This is a genomic window from Rufibacter hautae, assembly GCF_008271695.1.
GTDB lineage: Bacteria > Bacteroidota > Bacteroidia > Cytophagales > Hymenobacteraceae > Nibribacter > Nibribacter hautae.
Window position 1 is genome coordinate 1811319 of record NZ_VKKY01000001.1, and the last position, 22557, is coordinate 1833875.

Annotated in this window: 14 protein-coding genes; 5 read left to right on the top strand and 9 right to left on the bottom strand. The window is 52.9% G+C overall.

Annotation, left to right across the window (positions count from 1 at the left end; genetic code table 11):
- The first annotated feature begins 86 nt into the window (after positions 1-86).
- The gene (locus tag FOA19_RS07040) at positions 87-2405 is read left to right on the top strand and encodes a patatin-like phospholipase family protein (RefSeq protein ID WP_149090035.1); all 2319 of its coding nucleotides are present in this window, start codon (positions 87-89) and stop codon (positions 2403-2405) included.
- A 60-nt stretch (positions 2406-2465) separates the two neighbouring features.
- On the opposite strand, the gene FOA19_RS07045 is transcribed toward FOA19_RS07040, so the two are convergent.
- Together FOA19_RS07045 and FOA19_RS07050 are read right to left on the bottom strand one after the other, a co-directional pair.
- Positions 2466-3464, bottom strand: a complete 999-nt coding sequence (locus FOA19_RS07045) for a hypothetical protein (RefSeq protein WP_149090036.1) — start codon at positions 3462-3464, stop codon at positions 2466-2468.
- 400 nt (positions 3465-3864) lie between these two features.
- Positions 3865-4593 carry a head GIN domain-containing protein gene (locus FOA19_RS07050; protein ID WP_190300307.1) on the bottom strand — a complete coding sequence of 243 codons (729 nt, stop codon included), beginning with the start codon at positions 4591-4593 and terminating at the stop codon, positions 3865-3867.
- Between the two features lie 268 nt (positions 4594-4861).
- On the opposite strand from FOA19_RS07050, the gene FOA19_RS07055 reads away from it, so the two are divergent.
- Both FOA19_RS07055 and FOA19_RS07060 read left to right on the top strand, forming a co-directional pair.
- On the top strand, positions 4862-7231 hold the full coding sequence (locus FOA19_RS07055) for a TonB-dependent receptor (protein ID WP_149090038.1): 2370 nt from the start codon (positions 4862-4864) through the stop codon (positions 7229-7231).
- 21 nt (positions 7232-7252) lie between these two features.
- Positions 7253-8056, top strand: a complete 804-nt coding sequence (locus FOA19_RS07060; protein WP_149090039.1) for a DUF4249 domain-containing protein — start codon at positions 7253-7255, stop codon at positions 8054-8056.
- A gap of 142 nt (positions 8057-8198) precedes the next feature.
- Here FOA19_RS07060 and FOA19_RS07065 read toward each other — a convergent pair whose 3' ends face one another.
- The 5 genes from FOA19_RS07065 to FOA19_RS07085 form a co-directional block, all read right to left on the bottom strand.
- Entirely contained in the window at positions 8199-8603 is a 405-nt protein-coding gene (locus FOA19_RS07065) for a fasciclin domain-containing protein (protein ID WP_190300308.1), read from the bottom strand.
- A 197-nt stretch (positions 8604-8800) separates the two neighbouring features.
- Positions 8801-9436, bottom strand: coding sequence for a rhomboid family intramembrane serine protease (locus FOA19_RS07070; RefSeq protein ID WP_317132020.1), 636 nt, complete (start codon positions 9434-9436; stop codon positions 8801-8803).
- 262 nt (positions 9437-9698) lie between these two features.
- Positions 9699-10673 carry a polyprenyl synthetase family protein gene (locus FOA19_RS07075; protein WP_149090041.1) on the bottom strand — a complete coding sequence of 325 codons (975 nt, stop codon included), beginning with the start codon at positions 10671-10673 and terminating at the stop codon, positions 9699-9701.
- Positions 10674-10856: 183 nt separating this feature from the next.
- Positions 10857-13208 (bottom strand): ribonuclease R, encoded by a 2352-nt coding sequence (gene rnr / locus FOA19_RS07080; RefSeq protein WP_149090042.1) that lies wholly within the window; start codon positions 13206-13208, stop codon positions 10857-10859.
- A 185-nt stretch (positions 13209-13393) separates the two neighbouring features.
- Positions 13394-15217, bottom strand: coding sequence for an ABC transporter ATP-binding protein (locus tag FOA19_RS07085; protein WP_149090043.1), 1824 nt, complete (start codon positions 15215-15217; stop codon positions 13394-13396).
- A gap of 249 nt (positions 15218-15466) precedes the next feature.
- On the opposite strand from FOA19_RS07085, the gene FOA19_RS07090 reads away from it, so the two are divergent.
- Positions 15467-16081: a hypothetical protein gene (locus FOA19_RS07090; protein ID WP_149090044.1), complete on the top strand. Its 615-nt coding sequence runs from the start codon at positions 15467-15469 to the stop codon at positions 16079-16081.
- Between the two features lie 61 nt (positions 16082-16142).
- Here FOA19_RS07090 and FOA19_RS07095 read toward each other — a convergent pair whose 3' ends face one another.
- Together FOA19_RS07095 and ileS are read right to left on the bottom strand one after the other, a co-directional pair.
- Positions 16143-16760 carry a lipoprotein signal peptidase gene (locus FOA19_RS07095; RefSeq protein WP_149090045.1) on the bottom strand — a complete coding sequence of 206 codons (618 nt, stop codon included), beginning with the start codon at positions 16758-16760 and terminating at the stop codon, positions 16143-16145.
- A gap of 99 nt (positions 16761-16859) precedes the next feature.
- On the bottom strand, positions 16860-20420 hold the full coding sequence (gene ileS, locus FOA19_RS07100; RefSeq protein WP_223808811.1) for an isoleucine--tRNA ligase: 3561 nt from the start codon (positions 20418-20420) through the stop codon (positions 16860-16862).
- A 570-nt stretch (positions 20421-20990) separates the two neighbouring features.
- Here ileS and FOA19_RS07105 point away from each other — a divergent pair.
- A complete protein-coding gene (locus tag FOA19_RS07105; RefSeq protein ID WP_149090047.1) occupies positions 20991-22079 on the top strand; it encodes a dipeptide epimerase in 1089 nt (362 codons plus the stop codon).
- Positions 22080-22557: the final 478 nt, after the last annotated feature.

Here is a 22557-nt window from a genome sequence, read left to right on the forward strand (position 1 = left end):
TCCCTTAATGATGCCCTGCACCTGCCAAAGGGAAAATAGCGCCATGCCACCAAGCCTTTTATCTACATTTATTTCCCGTAGTTCATATGTTTAAACTCTTACCTCAATTAAGGGTATTCCTGTTCCTGCTGTTATTTGTCTCCTGGCAAGCCTCTGCCCAGAAAGTTGGGTTGGTGCTCAGCGGCGGCGGTGCCAAGGGGTTGGCCCACGTGGGCGTGCTCAAAGTGCTGGAGAAAAACAACATTCCCATTGATTACATTGTGGGCACCAGTATGGGCTCTGTGGTGGGCGCGCTGTACGCCGCTGGCTACTCGCCCCAGGACATAGAAGACCTGGTATTGTCCCCTAAATTCCAGTACTGGGTGTCTGGCCGGCCGCTGGAGGAACACGCCTTCAACTACTTCAGCTTAGACCCTTCGCCGGCGGCGCTACGGTTGCCTATCTCTCTGCAGAAAAGCATCAAAGTACAGACCACCAGCGGACTGGTGAGCGACGTGAACCTGAACTACGCCCTGGCTTCTACGCTGGCGGCGGGCGGGGCCATCTCCAAGTATGACTTCAACAAGCTGTTTGTACCCTACCGCAGCCTAACCGCCGAGATCTTCACGCGCCAGCAGATTGTGCAGCGCAGCGGCTCCTTAGCTGATGCCGTCCGTAATTCCATGGCCGTGCCGCTGGCTTTCCGCCCTATTCGCCAGGCCGATGGGCGCTACCTGTTTGATGGCGGCCTGTTCAACAACTTCCCTACCGATGTGCTGCGCTCAGAATTCAAGCCCGATGTCATCATTGGCGTGAACGTGGGCGATGTCTCCTTCAAAAAATACCCGCATGAAAAGGACGATGAACTGTTAAGCTCTTCCCTCGTTTTCCTGGGCTTTGACGTAGCCGATACCTTGGCCGTTGGCCCCAACGGCATCCTTATCCAACCTGATCTGGAAGGATACGGTACCACCGCCTTTGACCGGGTGAAAGATCTGATTGACATTGGGGTGAAAGCCGCCGAGGAGAAGTTGCCGCTCATGAAACAGCGCATCAAGCGCGAGGTAGACTCCGTGAGTTTGCAGCAAAGACGGCAGGCGTTCCAGAAACAGGCGCCCCCGCCGCGTTTCGCCAGCGTCAAGATCCAGGGTCTTAAGGAAAACCAGCACAACTACGTGCGCAACTTCTTCCGGAGAAACGAAGACAACAAATACGAGATAGGCGAAATTGAGGAAGGCTACTACCGGTTGGCGGCCAATGACTTCTTCAAGGGAATCTACCCGCGCATCAGGTTCGATAGCCTGGCTGGCGGATATGAACTAAGCATTGACGCCCAGCAGAGCAACAACGCCACCGCCGAGGTGGGCGCCGTCTTCAGTACCCGGCCGGTAGACAACCTGTACCTGGGGCTGGAATACCGGTACCTGAACCGATTGCTGTACACGGTGGGCGCCAACGCCAACATAGGCCGGTTCTACTCCGCGGGGCAGTTCGGTTTCCGGGTGAACATACCGGCCAAGCTGCCGTTCTATGTGGAACCCTCGGTGATGTACAGTTCCCTCAATTACCGTGACGTGAACGATTTCCTTAACCGCGATGCCGCCAGTACCCAGGTGCGCCAGCGCGATTTCAAGTTAGGCATGCAAGCCGGGTTCAGCCATAATTTCAGGAGCCGGGTAGTAATGGATCTCTCGTATTTCTCCAATGAAGATGAGTACGCGAACGTGAGAACCGTGTCCTCTGAAGACGTACTGGACGAGACCGACTTCACCGGATACACGGCCGCGTTGCGGTTTGAGCGGAACTCCCTGAACCGGAAAATGTACTCCACCCGAGGCCGCCGGGCGGTGATGGGCATCCGCGGCGTACAAGGTGAAGAGGCGTACAAGCCAGGCACCACCTCCCTGAATCCGGACAGGCGCACGGCAGATCACCAATGGCTGCAAATCTCTGGTTCGCTGGAAGAGTACTTCCCTTTTAACAATGATAGAAGCTCGTGGGGCTATTTTCTGGAAGGGGTGGTCAGCACGCAGGGCACCTTCTCCAACTACCGGTCATCGGTTAACACTTCCCCCATCTTTGCGCCGCTGCCAGATTCCCGCACCCTGTTCCTGGACAAGTACCGCGCTAGCCGGTACGGGGCCGCGGGCCTGCGCTATTCTGCCACCTTACTGACCAAGTTTGAATGGCGCACCGAAACCTACGTACACGTGATCCACGGACCGCTGGAAGAAGGCCCCATGCAGGAAGCCATCAGAGCCAAAGGGTTTGAGCGGCCGAGAGTCACGGCCAGCACCGGCGTGATTCTACACCTACCCATCGGGCCGGCGGCCCTGCATTTCATCCACTATGACAATGACGAGAACCGCTGGAGTGTCTTCGGGCACGTAGGTTTCCTGCTGTTCAGGGGCCGTACGCTGCAGTAGCCTTCCAATCGGTTTAGGGCCTCTTTTCAGAAAAGGAGCCCTAAAACAACTAAATTGAAATCAGTTCAGGGAAAGCAGGTTGTAGTAATCGTACACGGTTTTCAGGAAAGGAAGGACCGCACCGTGCTGCACTTTCTCATGCAGGGTGCTTACCAATTTGCCGGCTGCATCATACGTGTTGGTTTCCTGCAAGACAAGCTGCTTGTTGCGGTAGATGAGCTTCTGGGTGACCTGCCCCTGCGCATTGTAAGTGATGGTGAGGATTTCAGGCTGGGCCATTACCGGATGACGGATTTCCAGCTTCTCAGGTAACTGGGCGGCATTGTAGCTGATCTTGATGTTTTTGATTGGGCCGCTGCCATCTAGGCTCATGAGTTTTCTTCTTACCACCAACCCGTTCTCCTCCAGGTAATGCCATTTGGGGCCTTGTTCCTTCAAAAGGTGGTCTAAACTATAGCGGTGCACGAACCCTTGGTAGGTAGGAGTATCGTTCACATTCTGGTACGTTACTTTCTGGTCTTGTCCCAGGTGGTCAACGGCCACCGTGGCCAGCAGAAGTTCCTGGCCTTGCTCCAGGGCGTAAAGGCGCTTGCTTTGCACGTATTGGGGAAGGTACTGCAGGTTGCGTTTGTATTTAATGCCCACGGCGCTCAGTTCATGGGTTGTAACAGAGTAATAGTTGTCCTTGATTTCATCGCCGGAGGCTATCTCCAGAATGACCTCAAACAAGGTGGCATCGTTTTTCAATTGGGTACCCTGGGTTTTGCCCAGGATGAGGATTGCGTCCAGGCCTTGTTTCTGCGCTTTGTTTCTGAGCTGCTCTACCAACTTCGCGTACGCCACCTCGCCTTCTGCTTTCTCCTCCACCACGGCAATTTTCACATAGGCGGTATCAGTGGGCCGTTCCCCGGGAAAAAACACCTCCACTTCCTGGCTGTGGCCGGGCGTGGGAAGAGAAGACAATCGGTCACTGGAGGCAATTGGTTCATAGGCCCGCATGCAGGCGGTCTGGACCAACAGCACAGAAAGCAGCAGCACTGAAGAAAAGAAGGTTTTCATAGAAACGTAGGTCTGAAGAATCTCCCCTAAAGACCAACAACCAGAGCCTTACCCCTATTCTAGGTGCCTGAGGTAGAGGCAAGAAAAAGCCCCGCTTCTTTGAACACAGTTCTGGGAAACGGGGCTAAAAACAGGAAAAGTATGGATCGGGTTTCAGGCAAATAGCCTACCTTCATGCCCGGTGGTTCACCAGAAGTGAAGGGAAATCGTTGGCTTTATTTCACGTCTCTCTACAAACATCAGATCCAAAAACCTGAAGAAATGCAGCCCGATTTCCCTTACACTTTGGCTTTTGCCTATAAGACCTTTAGCAATTAAGCCGTTTTAAAGCCGATTTCCGGAAAACAAGGCTAGAACGATGTCTGTCTAATGCCCTCCGGTACGGCTGATATCGCTTGAATTAACCGCGTTTCTTCACGGTGCCGCTGCCACTCACGCGGCTGTCTACGCTGGGCGAGCCTTCATACGAAACCCGGCCGCTGCCGCTGATGCTGGATTTGAGCGAGGAAGTGGCGTTGATCTCGCAGGAGCCCGAGCCGCTGATGCTTACCTGGGCCGAGTTGGTCTTGAACTCATACCCTTTCATGGAACCTGAGCCGCTCACCGAGATGGTGCTCTCCTGGCCTTCGCCTTTCAGTTCCACGCTGCCAGACCCCGAGATGCGGCTGGACAGGTTTTCTACGTTAGCGTTCAGCTGGATGCCGCCCGAGCCGCTCACCGCCAGATCCAGTGATTTAGCCTTGAAAGTACCCTCTCCCTTGATCTTCCCGGAGCCGCTGACCGCCAGGTGGTCTACCTGCGGCACAGTGATGTAGATGGTCACGCGGTCATTGCCCGACGAGGACCAGTTCCAGTTTCTGTCCTCGTCTTTTCTCTTGATAGACAGGCGGCCATTTTTCACCTCCGTCTCCAAGTCTGCCAACTGGTCTTTGTCTCCTTCTACTTTCACGCTCTGGGTACCGCCCTGGCGCAGGATCACATTGGCCGGATACGCCAGCCCTATCTCATGGAAAGCCGGCAGGTTACGGGTTTGCTCATCAAAGGCAGTACGATTGGCTCCTCTGAAGGACGACAAGGAAGCAATAAGGGCCAAAACAGCCAGTAATGGGAACAAGTTGGTTTTTTTCATGGGAGTGGTAGCGTTACGTTTCATTCTAAAGATGAGTCACGCCCATGAAGGGTTGCTTCCCAACCTATATATTTTTTCAGCCCTACCCGGTTTTGGGCCTGTTTAACTGAAAACGCCTCTAAAACAGCCCGGCAGTTAGTCTACAACCCAAACCCATTCAGAGACAAATTGCGCATGTTGGTCTTCTTAACAGAATATTAATATTCTCCTATGTAGGGGTGATGGCTGTTTTCGCGGTCTTTTGAAGAATACCTGCTTAAACAGTATCATGCAATCTCTTCCTTACCAATCGTCTTGCAGAAAGCTTCTCTTGCTTTTCTTCTGCACCTTCCTCTTCGCTCTCCCTTTGTCAGGAAATGCCCAACAGAAACTCACCCTCAGCGGCTACGTGAAAGACCAGTCCTCCGGCGAAGGCCTCATTGGCGCCACCGTAGGCGTGCGCGAGCTCTCCGGCGTGGGCGCCGCCACGAACGAATACGGCTTCTTCTCCCTCACTCTGCCACAAGGCACCTACACCGTGGTGGTAAGCTACCTGGGCTTCGTCACGCACACCCAGATGGTGGCGCTCTCTTCTCCGCAGAAACTCAACATCGAGCTTAAAAGTGACCAGACCGCCCTGCAGGAAGTAGTGGTCACCAGCACCGATGTGAAAGACGAGAACGTGCGCAGCATGGAAATGAGCACCATGAAAATGCAGGTCGCCGAGCTCAAGAAAATGCCGGCCCTCATGGGCGAGGTGGACGTGATCAAGGCCATCCAGATGACGCCGGGCGTACAGACGGCCGGTGAGGGAACCAGCGGCTTCTACGTGCGCGGCGGCGGCGTGGACCAGAACCTGATTTTGCTGGACGAGGCCCCCGTGTACAACGCCTCCCACCTCATGGGCTTCTTCTCCGTGTTCAACGCCGATGCCATCAAAGACGTGCAGCTCTACAAAGGCGGCATCCCCGCGGAGCACGGCGGCCGGTTGTCCTCGCTGCTGGACATCCGGATGAAAGAAGGGAACAGCAAACGGTTCGCCGCCTCGGGCGGGATCGGAACGCTCAGCAGCCGCCTGACCGTGGAAGCGCCTATCGTGAAAGACAAAGGCTCGTTCATCCTCTCGGGCCGCAGAACCTACGCTGATGTATTTTTCAAACTCAGCTCAGACGAAGGCATCAAAGACAACCAGCTCTATTTCTACGACCTGAACCTGAAAGCCAACTACATTCTGGGTCCGAAGGACAGGCTGTTCGTGAGCGGGTACTTCGGGCGCGATGTGGCGGGCAACAACTCCGGTGCGTTTGACTGGGGCAACGCCACGGCCACTCTGCGCTGGAACCACCTCTTTAACGACAAGCTGTTCACCAATACCACGCTCATCTTCTCAGATTTTGACTACTCGCTGGGCTCCAAAGAGAAATCTTCTGAGTTCACCTGGACCTCGCACATCATTGACTACAGCCTCAAAAACGACTACACCTACTACCTCAATCCGCAGCACCAGTTCAAGTTTGGGTGGATGGGCACGTTCCACCGGTTCCAGCCGGGCGTAGTGAAACCAGGCCCCGAGTCGTACTTCAACGAGATCAGGTTAGACGGATCAAACGCCCTAGAAACTGCCGCGTACCTGAGCCACCAGTATGAGATCACGTCGCGCCTTTCTATGGAGTACGGCCTGCGCTTCTCTTATTTCGCGAACGTGGGCAAAGGCACCGTGTATGAGTACGCTGAGGACGGTTTCACCAAAATCGGGCGCAAAGACTACGGCTCTCTGGAAGTCATCAAAGACTATAGGGGCTTGGAGCCGCGCTTCTCAGCGAAGTACCAGGTAGATGAGAAAAGCTCCGTGAAGACCTCCTACAACCGCATGCGCCAGTACCTGCACCTGTTGTCTAACTCCACCGCCTCGCTGCCTTTTGACGTGTGGGTGCCCAGCAACCACTACACCAAACCGCAGATCGCTGACCAAGTGGCCGCCGGGTACTTCCGAAACTTCCAAGACAACATGTTTGAGGCCTCGGTGGAGGTGTACTACAAATGGATGCAGAACCAGATTGACTACAAAGACAATTCTGATGTGTTCCTGAACAACCGCATTGACACGGTGTTGCTGCGTGGTTCGGGCACGTCTTACGGCGCGGAGTTTATGCTGCGCAAGCAGAAAGGCGATTTCACCGGCTGGATTGGCTACACCTGGTCTAAAACTGACCGCACGGTGCCCGGCATCAACGGCGGCAAGGCCTACCCGGTACGCTACGACCGTCGTCACTCGGTGAACGTGGTTTCTACTTACCAACTGAACCAACGCTGGAGCTTCGGGGCCAACTGGACCTACGCTACCGGGGGGGCCACCACTATGCCCGTGGGCCGCTTTGAGTACGAGGGGCACTCCTATCCTATCTACTCCTCGCGCAACGGGTTCCGGTTGCCCGCTTACCACCGCTTGGACTTAGCGGTAACCTATGACCGACCCAGAAGCCTAACCGGCAAGAAGCATGACAGCAGCTGGAGCCTCTCACTCTACAATGCTTACAACCGCAAAAACGCGTTTTCCATCGCTTTTAGAGAAAACGAGGACAATACGGCCCAGACCGAGGCGGTAAAAACCTACATGTTCGGGATCATCCCGGCTATTACTTACAACTTCAATTTCTAAGTGAATTACCTAGAATAGACCATGAAAAGATATTTGTTTTTCCTGCTTTCCTCCTTGCTTTTGTTCAGCAGCTGTGAGGAAGTCATTGACTACGATTTACCCGAAGAGTCCGCCAAAGTAGTGATAGAAGGGCTGGTCACCGATCAGCCGGGCCCTTACACCGTGCGCCTGTCCTCTTCCAAAGGCTACCTGACCCAAGGTCCGGCGGCCGGCTTTGACAATGCCGTGGTACGTATCAAAGACAATGAGGGCTTTGAGGAGATTCTGCAAGCCAAAGGCAACGGTTTGTACCAGACAACCCAACTGCAAGGCAAACGCGGCAACACGTACCACCTCAACGTGCAGCTGAACGGGCAGGAGTACACCGCCAGCAGCTTCCTGAAACCCGTGAGCACCCTTGACTCCCTGACCTACCACTTCAAAGAAGGCACCGCCGAGGTAGACGAGGGATACTACGCCACCATCTTTTTCCAAGAGCCCGCCGGCAAAGGCGATCTCTACAAGTTCAACATCTACGTGAACGGCAAGCGCGACAAAGAAATAGTGGCCATCAACGATGACCTCTACGATGGCAACTACGGCGACCCCGAGATTGGCATTGAACTGGAAGACGGAGATGTGATGAAGGTGGAGATGCTTTCCCTGGACCGGCCCGGCTATGAGTTCTTCCGGGTGCTCTCCCGCATGCAGTACTACACCGGCGGGCCGTTTGATGCCCCACCGGCCAACGCTCCGGGCAACATCAGCAACGGTGCCATCGGGTACTTTGGGGCTTCGGCCGTTTCTGTTATTGAGCGGAAGGTAGAATCCGGAAACATCAGGTAAGCGCTACATCCCGCCAGTTCGTTTTGGAGCTATTTTGGAGCCGTTTTCCAGAAATCGGCTCTAAAACGGGCGCTTGAAATATGCCAAAAACAAAAGGGTCTACCACTATGGTAGACCCTTTTGCATTCACACGTGTCGTTATCTAAAGTGCGTTAGTAGGTGGTGGAATGGCTCCGCTGAGTTGGTGCCAGACGCCATTCATATAGAGTTGGTCTGATTTCATCAGCCGCAGGCCACTCACCATGAGCGTTCCTTTTTTGCGGCAGACGCGCAGGCTGTTTCCGCCCATTGATTTTATGTCGGCGCCATCGCGCAGGTCCTCGGTGGTGAGGGTTCCTTTCACAATGTGCTGCTCCAAAAAGCTTCTGAGTTGTTCCGGCGAGTCGTTTTGGTGCTGGCCTAAAGCCTGGCTTGAAGGCGCAAAGAAGGTGTATTCCCCGCTGTTGGTGAGCATGGGCATCAAACCTGCTTTGGTCACCATGTCCAGCAGTACCGGGTCTTTCTGCGCGATGCCTTCGCCCAAGCTAGTTCGGTTTACCTTAGACACAGCAGCTGTCTTAGCCAAAAGAGATTGAGCCCTGCCGTTTGCCTGAAAAAACACGCAAAGGCAAAACACCAGATATACCTTAGTAAAATTCAACATTCATCTACCCTCCTTTTCCTTAAAAATGCTGTAATACAATAGTATACGTAAGTTCCAAAGAAAAGATAGAGCCATGCTCCTAGGGTAAATACAAAACTACCCTAACCTGTAATGGATTGAATGATGGTCTGGAAGAAGTTCAGGAGTTGGCTAGGTATCAAAATGATGCTCACCACAAACCCGAAAGCCGCGCCATAGAAGTGGGCACTGTGGTTGATGCCGTCGCCGCTGCTCCTGGTGCTTAGGTAATAGGAATAGAAGAGATACAATGCCCCAAAGATGTATCCTTTGATGGGAATGGGAATAGGGAAAATGAGCATCTCCGTTAGCGGGTTGAAATAGATGCTGGCAAAGATGATGGCCGCCACCCCGCCTGAGGCCCCCAGAGAATAGTACCGGCTGTCGTTCTTATGTTTGAAGTACGTGGGCAGGTCTGATATGATGATGGCTAATAGGTAGAGCGAGACGTAGAGAATGGCCCCAGTGGTAAACCCGAACACCCCCATAAACTGGTTCTCTACCACCCCCCCGAAGAAGTACAGCGAGAACATATTGAAGAAAAGGTGCATGAAATCGGCGTGCAGAAAGCCGGAGGTGAGCAGGCGCCACCACTCATTGTTGCGCGCCACCGACTGCGGATGATGCACCCAATTCTCCATCAGGTTCTGGTTCTGCCAGGCAAACAAAGAAGCAAGGACGGTAACGGCAATGATGATAAAGGTGATGGTAATGGGCATGTGGCTCTAAATAGGTACAGAACAGATGAGGCAGCAGCCCCAAACAAAGGCTCAAGTTAGCAAAACCTGAGCAATTAAGACGATGAACGGCATTCTCCCTCCGCCAGTTTAGAAGGTAAGAAATCACCTTTTACAGACCAAGCAACCAGAAGTATGAAAGCCGTTTTACGCACCATTCAAGAAAAACAGGGCTAAAACAGCTTACCTCCAACTCAATCAACTAGAAAGCTACTTCATAAATCGGCAAAGCCGAAATCAAGCATTAGCTCTCGCGCTCAATCAACTGAAGGGCCAGTTGCCGGAGCAGTTCTTTTTTGCTGTTGAGGGCATTAACTTCGTTCAGGTGGTGGAGGGCTTTCTGGAAGTAGTGGTTGATCTGGCTGTGGGTAGTGGCCTGGATGTCCAGCTCGTCATAGATGGATTTTACGGCCGCTACTTTCTGCTTTTCCTGACCGTTGTCGCCTTGGCCCTGCCAGCGGCGCAGTTCCTCGCGCTGCGTGGCGGAGGAGCGTTCCAGGGCTTTCAGTAGCAGGTACGTTTTCTTGTCTGAGACAATATCGCCGCCCACGCGCTTCCCGAATTTGGCTTGGTCCCCGTACACATCCAGCAGGTCATCGCGGAGCTGGAAAGCAATGCCCATGTTGATCCCGAATTCCTTCAGGTGGCGGGCATCTTCTGCGGCAGCGTTGTTGAGCAGCGCACCCAGCTCCAGCGCGAAGCCCAGCAGCACGGCGGTCTTGAGCTTGATCATGTGCAGGTACTCTTCAATCCGCACATCCTGGCGGCTCTCAAAGTTCATGTCCAGTTGCTGACCTTCGCATACCTCGGCAGCGCAGGTACTGAACAGCTGCAATACTTTAGGCAATTTTAAAGGATCAACGCCCAGAAAGCACTCATAGGCGCGCACCAGCATGACATCGCCGCTGAGAATAGCGGTGCTGGTGTTCCATTTCTCGTGCACGGTTTCCTGGCCGCGGCGCAAAGGCGCGTTGTCCATGATGTCATCGTGCATGAGCGTGAAGTTATGGAAAACCTCTACCCCAACGGCGGGCATGAGGGCCTTCTCCACGTCGTCATGGAAGAGGTAAGCACCCAGGACCGTCAGCAGCGGACGCACTCTTTTACCGCCCAGGTCCATCATGTACCGGATGGGCGCATAGAGTTCATCGGGGAACTGCCCGTACCGGAGGGTAGACAGCGTCTGGTGGATACGTTCTGAGAATTGGGAGATATTCACAGGAGTATTTTTTAAGCGATTGGGCAAAGTCCTTTGGGTTAGATGAAAATGCGGTTTCTTTACTTACCGCCAAAGCTACAGTAAAATAAAGAAACCGCGTTTTTGTTTTTACTCATAAGCCTTAAAAAGCGTTTCCAGACCCTTTTGGGTAAAAGAGCCCGAAAACGCTTTCAAAGAAACCGATTATTTCTTCACGGTGTCAATCAAGATCAGGTCAATGGTACGCTCCAGCACGTTGGCGGCTTTCACCTCCACCATCACCTCATCGCCAAACGAGATAATGCGTTTGTTGTTCTGCCCGATGATGCGGTAGTTAGCGGAGTCCAGTTCGTAGAAGTCGTCCTGCAGATCGGCTAGGCGGACCATGCCTTCGCACTTGTTCTCCTCAATCTCCACGTACATGCCCCAGTCAGTTAAGCCAGACACGATGCCCTTGAACTGCTGCCCAATGAACCCGCTGATGTACTCCACCTGCTTGAACTTGATGGATGCCCGCTCAGCATCGGCGGCGCGTTTCTCCATGTCTGAGGAGTGCTGGCTGCGCTCTTCAAACTCTTCCTTCTCGGCGGAGAAATCCTTCTGCTCATACTGGTGTATCAAGCGGTGCGCCATCATATCTGGGTACCGCCGGATAGGTGACGTGAAGTGCGAGTAGTGCGCGAACGCCAACCCGAAGTGCCCTTCTTCCTCGGTGCTGTACTTGGCTTTGGCCATGGTTCTGATAGCCAAACTCTGCAGTACGCTTTGTTCGGGCTTGCCATGGGTCTGATCGGCCAGCTTGTTCAGCTCTTTGGAGATGTCCTTGCCTTCCTCCAGATCTACCTTGTACCCGAACTTGCGCGCGAACACAGAGAAGTTCAACAGTTTCTCCGGATCTGGCGCACCGTGCGTACGGTACACCATGGTAAGTTTCTTGTTGCCTTTGCGCTGCTTGTACACGTGCTCGGCCACGTACTTGTTGGCCAGCAGCATGAACTCCTCAATGAGTTTGTGCGCGTCTTTGCGCTCTTTCACGTACAGGTGCAGCGGCTTGCCGTTCTCATCCAGCTTGAATTTCACCTCGATGGTCTCAAAGTTCACGGCTCCGTTCTGGAAGCGTTTGTCTTTGAATTTCTTGGCCAGCTCGTTCAGCTTCAGGATTTCCTGCGCGTAATCGCCTTCGCCGGTCTCAATCACCTCCTGGGCTTCTTCGTAGGCGAAGCGGCGGTCTGAGTGAATGATGGTACGGCCCACCCAGTAGTTGTGGACCTTGGCGTTGTCATCCATCTCAAACACCACTGAGAACGTGAGTTTGTCTTCGTGCGGACGCAGCGAGCACAGGCCGTTAGACAGGCGCTCGGGCAGCATGGGAATGGTACGGTCTACCAGGTACACCGAGGTGGCGCGGCGGTAAGCCTCTTTCTCCAGTCTGCTGTTGGGCTGCACGTAATGGGTCACATCGGCAATGTGCACCCCAATCTCCCAGTTGCCGTTCTCCAGTTGGCGCATGCTCAGGGCATCGTCAAAGTCTTTGGCATCTGCCGGGTCAATGGTGAATGTGGTGATGTCTCTGAAGTCGCGGCGCTTGGCGATTTCCTCCTGGGTGATGGTATCCGGTATGGCATTGGCCTCTTTCTCCACCGACTCTGGGAACTCAAACGGCAACCCGAACTCAGCCATGATGGCGTGGATCTCGGCGTTGTGCTCACCTGCCGGTCCAAAGACGCGGATGATCTCGCCCGTAGGGCTTTTCTGCGGATCCTCGGGCCACTCCGTCACTTTCACCAGCACTTTGTCGCCGTGGTTGGCATCGGCTAAGCCGCGCTCGCCCACAAATACGTCAAAGTACATTTTCTTCTGATCGGGCACGATGAAGCCGTAGCCTTTGGACATCTCCAGACGGCCCACGATCTCCTCGCGCTGGCGCTGGATCACCTCCACCACTTCCCCCTCGGGACGTTCATTGGCCCGGCGGGTTCTGCGCAGTTGTATGCGCACGGTATCGCCGTCCATGGCAAACATGAGTTTCTCTACCGGTACCCGGATGTCCTGCTCGCTTTCCTCGGTCACCACATAGGCGTGACGGGCGTTGGCCAAGTCCACCTTGCCCACCATGGTAGCGCCTCCCCGGCGGGAGACAGTGGCGCCGCGGTCAGAATCTCTCTCTCGGCGGCTGCCGCGCTCAGGGCGGTCAAAGCTTTTCTCCACGCTGCCGCGGAACTCTGGGTTCAGGATATAGGAGTCATCCGGCAGGAAAATCAACTCGCCGTTTTTGCTCATCTTTTTCAGGAGACTGGAAACCACTTCGCGGCCTTCTTTGTCGTTGACGCCCAACCGGCGGTGCAGCTGGCGGTACGTGAACACCTTCTTAGGCTCCTGCCCGAAGATATTCAACAGCACCTCCCTAGACACCTCGCCCGCGTTCTGGCTGCGGCCACTGCGTCTGCCGGAAGCGCCGCCTTTTTCGCGGCGGGGAGCACCTTTGTCTTTTCTGGTATTACTAGACCGCGGGGCAGAATCTCTGCCGGCACCCGGGCCTCTTCTTTTTCTTTCCATTAATTCTTTTCAATTTCTAGTAGATTCTGTTTTCAAGGCAGAACCTGGGCGGCATGGTAGCTGCCAAATAAGTTTCAATCCTGCTTCCCTTCTACGTTGGAAAGCGTTTAGTATATGCTGTTTAAAGCCTCATTTTACGAAAACATGGCAAAAACACCTTTGCGGGGAAGCACCTGCAAATATATCTATTGTTCTATACTTGCTTTGTACGCTTTTCGTTTCTCTTGCGCCGCTAAAATATCCTTGAGCTCCCCAGCCGGGACGGCCTGGAGCAAGGCTTTGGTGTAAGGCTGCTGCGGAGAAGCGAAAATCTGGTGCGCGGGCCCCTGCTCCACAATGCGGCCTTTGTCCATCACCAGCAGGCGATCAGACATGAATCTGGCCAAAGAGAGGTCGTGGGTAATAAAGAGGAGCGTGAGGTTGAAATCGCGCTTGAGACGGTTGAGCAGGTTCAGGATCTGGGCCTGCACCGATACGTCTAAAGACGAGACGATTTCATCACAGATGATACACGTGGGTTCCAGCGCCAACGCCCTGGCAATGCAGATACGCTGTAATTGTCCGCCGGAAAATTCATGGGGATAACGGTGAAAATGCTCGGGCAGAAGGTGAACGGTCTCTAGTAACTCAAAGGTCCGGTGCCTTCTCTCCTGTTGGGTATGTAACACCCCGTGCACCTGCATGGGTTCCATAATGGCGGCCCCTATTTTCATCATAGGATTGAGCGAAGCCAACGGATTTTGGAAGATCATCTGGAAGTCTTTCCTGCTTTTCCGCAGCTCCTCCGCGGGCAAATCAAACCAATCTTTCCTGTTGAAAACTACTTTCCCCAAGGTAGGCTCTATCAACCGCAACAAAGCCCGCCCCAACGTGGTTTTCCCACAGCCAGATTCGCCCACGATGCCCAACGTCTCACCCGGGAAAACCTCAAAGGAAATGCCGTTTACTGCTTTCACCACCTCTTTTTGTTGCCAAAAGAACAATCTACCCCGGGTGAATTTCACGTGGATATCTTGTACTTGCAGGATAGGCTCTCCTGCTATCTCTTTCTCCCTTGAAAAGTCCTGATCTTGCTTCACTTTTTGGGTCTTTTCCACTGCTTTCTGAGGGCTTTCCGTTTCAGCGTCATTTTCCTGAAAACGGTTCTGAAACTCCCCCGGGCTGAAGTCTAAAAGGGTGGGCAAAACGTTTCCTTGGGTGTGCAAGGTGGGCCTACAGGCGAGCAAGGCTTTGGTGTACGGATGCTGCGGATTGGTAAAGATTTGCGTTACGGTCCCCTCTTCCACTATATGGCCTTGGTACATCACTAAAATCCGGTCTGCGATTTCGGCCACTACGCCCAGGTCATGGGAAATAAATAGCAGGGCCATCTCTTTTCTAAGCCGCAGTTCATTGAGCAACTGCAGGATTCCGGCCTGTACGGTGACATCCAAGGCTGTGGTAGGTTCATCCGCGATGAGGAGAGAAGGTTCGCAGGCCATGGCCATGGCAATCATGATCCGTTGCTTCTGTCCCCCGGAAAGCTCATGTGGAAAACGCCTGAAAATCTTTTCCGGCTCGGGCAGCTTCACTAACTCAAAAAGCGCCAGGGTGCGGGAATACGCCTCTTTTTTTGAAATAGGCAAGTGGATGAGCAAAGCCTCTGCAACCTGTTTTCCACAGGAGATCACGGGGTTCAAGGAGGAGGAAGGGTCTTGGAAGATGATGGAAATCTCCTGGCCTCTTACCTGGGGCAACTGCTTTTCCAGGAGTTTCAATAAGTCTATCCGGCCCAATCCAGGAGAGTTGAACATAGCAGAACCAGAGATCTGAACCTCACCTCGGGGCAAAAGCTGCATGAGCGATAGGGCTGTCACTGTCTTACCCGAGCCGGACTCCCCCACAATGGCCACAGCCTCCCCTTTCCTGATCTCAAATGAAATACCCTTTACAGCCGGCACCGTTTCCTGTCGCGTTTCAAAGGCGATATCCAATTGGTCTACTTGTAACAAGGGCGCGGCTGTAGGCATATAGACAGTGAGTTGCGTAGGGATGGAGACTTGGCTTAAATATGCTTAAGATATCATCTGCCTTACCTGATTTTTAACCACCAATAGAACTAAATACTAGCAGAATGTTGACCAGATTTCCGCTTGAAACATCTTTGACGCCTCTATATAGCAGAAAATTTATTTATCGGCACAACTTAAATAATTAAACCTGAGTATTGACATTACCGCGTGCCCTCCTCCATTTCTTTTGATTTTAGAGCCGTTTTTATGAAACACGTTAACTTCCTAAGCAACCTTCTTTTAAAAAGCGTTTTAGTAGGGTTCTTTTTCCTGTTTGCCGTACAGGGTGCCTCCGCGCAATACCGCTATCCCAACCATTTCAGAACCGGTGTAGGGTTCGCCTACATCCTGGACGGAGACAATAGCGGCGCCTTGTTCTCCCAGCAATATACCCGTGAACTCACAGACCATCTCCATTTCACAGTTTCCGCGGAGTACCTCAGTTCCTCCCGATATGATAAACAGATACAGCTTTTCACTTCCAGAAAAGCCTTTGTCATGTTTGATGCCTCCTTCTTCTATGACCTGCTGGAGACGGAGCGCTACACCATTAAATTCGGGGCGGGGCCTGCCGTGCGGCGGCGTTCAGAATTAGACCTGGTGAGAGGAGGCGTGGATGATGATGTAGTCACTACGCCAGGTAGAAGTTCAGATGAGGTGTTCGTCCATATTAGAGAAAAGGACTTCGGGGGCAAAGCGGTTTTTGAAACTGACTTCTTTGATGACAGCCGTTTGTTCTTCGGGATGCGGGCTGCCGGGTATTTCTATAATAAAGGAACTTCCATCTTCGCGGTGGGCCTTAACATGGGCTACTCCTTTTAAGCCGATTTCTTAAAAACACCTATAAAAAAAGAGGGCTGCCTATTTAGACAGCCCTCTTTTTTTATGCCTCTACAATATTGATCTCGTGTTTTTCTTTCACTGGTGGTTGGTTCAAGAATCGGTTCTGGTTGAAGATGATGATCAGAACCCCCACAAAGATAGCGGCATCGGCTACGTTGAAGATGGGCCACAGCGACATGGCTGTTCCCCCAATAAGCGGGATCCAGTTTGGCAAAATGCCTTCCCAAATGTCAATGTAGAACATGTCTATCACTTGGCCGTGCAGCCACGGGGTAGAAACGCCGTAGGGCGCGTTGTCCAGCAAAACGCCGTAAAAAACGCTGTCAATGAGGTTACCGATAGCCCCGCCCAAAATTAAGCCTACACAGAAGATCAGTCCTTTGTGGTACTGGTTTTTGATGAGGTAGTACACCAGATACCCGATGGCCACCATAGCCACCATCCGGAAGACCGTCAGAATGATTTTGCCGTAAGCCGATCCCAGCTCCACCCCGAACGCCATGCCTGGGTTTAGGGTGTAATGCAGCTTAAACCAGTCCCCGAACACCGGGATCTGCCCGGACATGCCCATTTGCATGTTGTTGTGCACCAGCATTTTCACGGCCTGGTCTACGGCGATCACCAGCAAGGCAACCAGATAGTATTTTGCGTACTTCATGAGTAAGGTTTAACCGGCCGTTTCAAGCTTCTTTGTCTTAAAGGAGGCCGAAAACGGCCGGCGTTCAATCTTCTTTTAAATTCCTGGGTAAGTGTGCTCTTATCTGGCTACTTCCAGCCTCACCGGCAAACTGAAGCCTTCCATGTCCAGCACGGCAGCTTCTGCACCAGCGAGCGACGGCACCAAAGTCAGTTCCACTGCCTGTACTTCCTCAGAAATGTACCCTCCAAAGGCTTGAACGGCCGCAGCCACTTCTTCATTGCCATCCTGCAGGAACACTCTGATTTTATCCTGTACATCCAGACCGCTGTCCTTACGCAGGTTTTGCAAACGGTTTACCAATTCACGGGCCATGCCTTCCAGGCGAAGTTCTTCGGTGATGGTGATGTCCAAGGCCACGGTCAACGCACCTTCTGAAGCCACGAGCCAACCCGGTATATCCTCTGACATGATTTCTACGTCTTCGCGGCTGAGCACGGTCGTGTCATCCTCCACCGGAATCTCGAAGAAACCTTCGCGCTCCATTTTGGCGATGTCTTCCTGGCTCATCTGCTGGATCTGGGCAGCCACCAACTTCAGCTTAGGACCGAACACCTGGCCCAGGCGTTTGAAGTTCGGTTTGATCTTCTTCACCAGAATGCCGGTGGTGTCTTCCAAGTACTCCAGGCTCTTCACGTTCACCTCAGAGAGAATCAGATCTTCTACAGCCTGTAGCTGCGTTTTCATCTTCTCATCCAAAATCGGAATTAAGATACGGCCCAACGGCTGACGCACTTTGATCATGTGCTTCTTGCGCAGCGAGTGCACCAGAGAAGAAACGCTCTGCGCCAGTTGCATGCGTTGCTCCAGGTCTACGTTGATCAGGTTCTCGTGTACCTGCGGGAAAGACTCCAGGTGGATGGACTCGGCTTTGCTGCGGCCACTCACCAGGTTCAAGTCCAGGAACAGACGGTCCATGTAGAACGGCGCAATCGGCGAAGCCAGTTTGGCCACGGTTTCCAGACAGGTATACAGCGTTTGGTAAGCGGCTTGCTTGTCCTGGTTCAGTTCGCCTTTCCAGAAACGTTTGCGGTTCAGGCGCACATACCAGTTGCTCAGCTCATCGGCCACAAAATCCTGAATGGCGCGGGCAGCTTTGGTAGGATCGTAGTCGTCAAAGTACGCACCTACTTCTTTCACCAGCGTGTTCAAGCGGGAGATGATCCAGCGGTCACTCTCGGTGCGTTGCGCTACCGGGATCTCTGCTCCCTCAAACGTGAAGCCGTCCAGGTTGGCGTATAGCGCGAAGAAAGAGTACGTGTTCTGCAATGTCCCGAAGAAACGGCGTTGCACTTCGGTGACGCCGTCCAGGTTGAACTTGAGGTTATCCCAAGGAGGAGCATTCACGATCATGTACCAGCGGGTGGCATCCGGTCCGAAACGGCCGATGGTCTCAAACGGATCCACGGCGTTGCCGAGGCGCTTGCTCATCTTGTTTCCGTTCTTGTCCAGCACCAGGCCGTTCGCGATCACGTTCTTGAACGCCACGCTATCTTCCAGCATCACAGCCAGCGCGTGCAGGGTGAAGAACCAACCACGGGTCTGGTCTACGCCCTCGGCGATGAAGTCTGCCGGGAAGTTGGCGTCAAATTTATCTTTGTTCTCAAACGGGTAGTGCCACTGGGCGTACGGCATGGCGCCGGAGTCAAACCACACGTCAATGAGGTCGGTCTCGCGCTTCATCGGCTTGCCGCTTGGGCTCACCAGGATGATGTTGTCTACGTATGGACGGTGCAGGTCGAAGCCATCGTAGTTGAAATCGGTGATGCCCAGCTCAGCCCGAGGCTCCTCGGTCCCGGTTGGGCTCAGGGCGAACTCGCCGGCAAATTCCAGCAGGGTGTTGGTCTGGTGCTGCGTTGGGGTACCAGTCGCTTTGCCTTCGGATTTATGGGCCAGGCGCAGCGGATTCTCTTGCATGAAACCGGCGTCTAAGCTGCGCTCAATCTCGCGGTCCAGCTCGGCTACTGACCCGATGCAGATTTCCTCATCGCCTTCCTCGGTGCGCCAGATAGGCAGCGGCGTTCCCCAGTAGCGCGAGCGCGACAGGTTCCAGTCCACCAGGTTCTCCAGCCAGTTTCCGAAACGGCCCGTGCCGGTTGACTCCGGTTTCCAGTTGATGGTCTTGTTCAGGTCAATCAACCGTTGCTTCACCGCGGTGGTTTTGATGAACCAGGCATCCAACGGATAATACAGAATCGGTTTATCAGTACGCCAGGAGTGCGGGTACGTGTGCTCGTACTTCTCCACCTTGAAGGCTTTATTCTCTTCCTTCAGGATGATGGAGATGATGACATCCGTGGTTTTATAATCCGGATGGGTTTCATCTTCATTGGTGTAGTTCTTCACGTAGAAGTCATCGGGCCCAAGTGGTTTGTGGGTTTTGATGTTGTACTTCTGAACGCCTTCCTGCAGCCTTACGCCAATCTCATCAATGAACTTTCCTCTCCGGTCAACAGTGGGTAGCTCATTGCCTAGTTCGTCTTTGATGGTGAGGGCAGGGATGCCGTGCTGTTTGGCAACCCTAAAGTCATCGGCCCCGAAGGTTGGCGACGTATGCACCACGCCGGTACCGTCCTCGGTGGTCACGAAATCTCCGGCCACCACCTGGAACGCTTGGTCTGCATCGTAGAACGGTTGCAGATACGGCATCAGTTGCTCATACCGAAGTCCCACCAATTGCTTCCCGGTAAACTCTTGCACAATCTCAAACGGAATGGCTTTGTCTCCGGGTTTGTAGTCAGCGAGCTGTAGGTCTTTGTTCTTGTCTGAAAAATACTTTCCTACCAGCGCCTTCGCTAACACCACACTCACAGGTTTATGGGTGTACGGGTTGAAGGTATTGATCTGCACATAGGTGATTTTCTCGCCAACGGCCAGAGCGGTGTTGGAAGGCAAGGTCCAGGGCGTGGTGGTCCAGGCTAGGATGTAGACACCATCGTTAGACCCGGAGAAAAGAAAATCAGACTTGGAATCTTTCTTGACTTTGAACTGCGCCACGATGGACGTGTCCTTCACTTCTTTGTAGCAGCCCGGCTGGTTCAGTTCATGGGAGCTGAGCCCGGTGCCATCGGAAGGCGAGTACGGCTGAATGGTGTAGCCTTTGTAGAGGTAGCCTTTGTCATAGAGTTTCCGGAGCAGGGCCCAGTTAGACTCTATGTATTGGTTGTCAAAGGTGATGTACGGTTTGTCCAAGTCAACCCAGTAACCCATGCGCTCAGTAAGGTCATCCCACTGGTGCTTGAAGCGCATCACGGTCTCGCGGCAACGGGCATTGTACTCCTCCACCGAGATGGTCTTCCCGATGTCGTCTTTGATAATGCCCAGTTCTTTCTCTACCTGCAGCTCAATAGGTAACCCGTGGGTATCCCAGCCGCCTTTGCGTACTACCTGAAATCCCTGCAGGGTTTTGTAGCGGCAGAAAATATCTTTCACGGCCCGGGCCATTACGTGGTGAATACCTGGCGCACCGTTGGCCGAGGGCGGTCCCTCATAAAACACGAACGTGGGCTGACCCGCGCGGGTCTCCACCGATTTCTCAAAGATGCGGTTCTCTTTCCAGTAGGCTCTCACCTCTTCGGCCAGACCCGCATAGTCTAGTTGCTTATACTCGTTGTACTTCACCTTTTTGTCTGTATGCTGTGGTAGGTGTTCTTCAATTCTAAAATATCGGTCTTGCAGAAGGTATTTCGTCAAAGCCTATACTAGCTAAAGCTTTACGTGACAGAATAAATTGCCTCTCTCTCGCAAGCCATAATTAAGCAAAGTTAAACAATAAATAACTTCTGTTAGGATTCCAACGCTTTTTTCCGCTTCGGGGCTACTTTTTTGAAAACAAGCTGGAAACGGGAAGTGCCTTACCCCCCTATTCACCACCCCGCTCTTCGGGCACGCCTCTTGGTTAAAGAGGGGAGTTTCTATTTGCCCACTCTGTACCGCCTACACAATAGACCTCGTAGCGTCCGGAGGTCCTGCGAGCGTCTGTGCCTATAGCCGTTCCTGGCGAGAAGGATGCCCCGTGGACAACTTTTCATTTTAAGCCTACTTTTCCAAAAACGGCCTTGAAACAGGAAAACCACTTTTTCACAGGATAACTTTCATGCTTTCGGCCTAGGCAGATTTTATTCATGGATTTTCTATCGGCTGGATTTCCTTTCTTTGTTTCTTTGCCGGTACACCTAAAAACAGAAAAAGATGAATTCGACCCAAATCGTCTCTTTGAGTTATCAACCGTTGAATTTGCCTCTAATAGAACCTTTCGCCATAGCCACGGGCACGCAGTACCAGGTGGAGAATGTGGTGGTGCAGGTGCAACTGGCAGATGGGACCACCGGTTTGGGCGAGGCGGCTCCGTTCCCGGCGGTGAGCGGTGAAACGCAGGAGAGCACCTTGGCGGTACTGCAGGATTTGGAGAAACACCTCATCGGGAAGGACGTCAAAAACTGGCGCACCCTGGCCAAGGAATTGGAGAAACTGGCTCCGCAGGCACCCGCTGCTCGTTGCGGGGTAGAGATGGCAATTCTGGATGCGCTCTGCAAACACTACCAGATGCCGCTTTATGTTTTCTTCGGCGGCGTAAAGACGGAGCTGGTCACTGACCTGACCATTACCGCCGGAGATGAAGCTCACGCGGCAGCCTCGGCCAAGTCAATCGTGGAACGCGGCTTCTCTATTATAAAGGTAAAGACCGAGGGAACCGATGTGGATTATGATTTGCGCCGCCTGCAGGCAATCCACAATGCTGCTCCAGGAGCAAAACTGATTGTAGACGGAAATTGCGGCTATGACTTGGCACGCGCCCAGCAGTTTGTTCACAGGCTAAATGAAGCGAAAATCCCAGTTATCTTACTCGAACAGCCACTTCCAAGAGAAAGTTGGGAAGATTTAGCGGTGTTGGCAACTACTTGCCCTTTCCCCATTGCCGCTGATGAATCTGCGCGCAGCGCCCACGACGTTGCGCACTTAGCCCAGGACCGAAGCGCCTCGGTTGTCAACATAAAATTGATGAAGTGCGGCGTGCTAGAAGCTTTGCAGATGGCAGCCTTAGCGCAGGTCCACGGACTGGGTCTAATGATTGGGGGTATGGTAGAATCTATTCTGGCCATGACCTTCTCGGCTCATTTCGCGGCCGGCATTGGTGGGTTCGGCTACATAGATTTGGATACTCCTCTATTTATAGCCGAGCATCCGTTTACCGGAGGCTTTGAACAAGTGGGTGAGAATTTGACTTTAAATCCTAAAGAAACTGGTCATGGAGTAGACTTCGCCCCTACCCTTTTGTGAGGTAATCCGTTCAAGAATTGAAAAGCGGTTTGGGCATGTTTTACTGAAAACATACCCAAACCGCTTTTTGGTTTATAGGTGGACTCCACCTAAAAGTTATATGGTTCAAGTCTGTGACTTGGACCTACTATGACCTGCAGTTTGTAACTGCAGCTAAAGCAAAGCTTTTCTTTTCGCTGGCGCGAGCCTCCGGCTCGTGTCCGTGCGCATTCCTGATTACCTATTGCATATGCTCAGCAATGTGAAGGCACGAGCCGGAGGCTAGCGCCAGCATGTACCACATATATATAATAAAGGACATCTTTTGAAGCAAACGCTTCACTGCAGTTACAAACTGCAGACCATAGTAGGTCCAAGTCACAGACTTGAACCATGATTTAGGTTGTGTATGGGTGTGTAATGAAAGAGTAAGTTCTAAGCGTTAAAAGGCCTAAACATCCACGTGGAAAACTCTCTTTTAGATATTTTCTTAATCTTA

Bases quoted from the DNA above. Each gene is read 5' to 3' on its own strand.
- FOA19_RS07095 (WP_149090045.1), bottom strand. From the start codon at position 16,760: ATGAAGTACGCAAAATACTATCTGGTTGCCTTGCTGGTGATCGCCGTA.
- FOA19_RS07045 (WP_149090036.1), bottom strand. From the start codon at position 3,464: ATGAAAACCTTCTTTTCTTCAGTGCTGCTGCTTTCTGTGCTGTTGGTC.
- FOA19_RS07055 (WP_149090038.1), top strand. From the start codon at position 4,862: ATGCAATCTCTTCCTTACCAATCGTCTTGCAGAAAGCTTCTCTTGCTT.
- rnr (WP_149090042.1), bottom strand. From the start codon at position 13,208: ATGGAAAGAAAAAGAAGAGGCCCGGGTGCCGGCAGAGATTCTGCCCCG.
- FOA19_RS07090 (WP_149090044.1), top strand. From the start codon at position 15,467: ATGAAACACGTTAACTTCCTAAGCAACCTTCTTTTAAAAAGCGTTTTA.
- FOA19_RS07070 (WP_317132020.1), bottom strand. From the start codon at position 9,436: ATGCCCATTACCATCACCTTTATCATCATTGCCGTTACCGTCCTTGCT.
- FOA19_RS07040 (WP_149090035.1), top strand. From the start codon at position 87: ATGTTTAAACTCTTACCTCAATTAAGGGTATTCCTGTTCCTGCTGTTA.
- FOA19_RS07060 (WP_149090039.1), top strand. From the start codon at position 7,253: ATGAAAAGATATTTGTTTTTCCTGCTTTCCTCCTTGCTTTTGTTCAGC.
- FOA19_RS07050 (WP_190300307.1), bottom strand. From the start codon at position 4,593: ATGAAAAAAACCAACTTGTTCCCATTACTGGCTGTTTTGGCCCTTATT.
- FOA19_RS07085 (WP_149090043.1), bottom strand. From the start codon at position 15,217: ATGCCTACAGCCGCGCCCTTGTTACAAGTAGACCAATTGGATATCGCC.
- FOA19_RS07105 (WP_149090047.1), top strand. From the start codon at position 20,991: ATGAATTCGACCCAAATCGTCTCTTTGAGTTATCAACCGTTGAATTTG.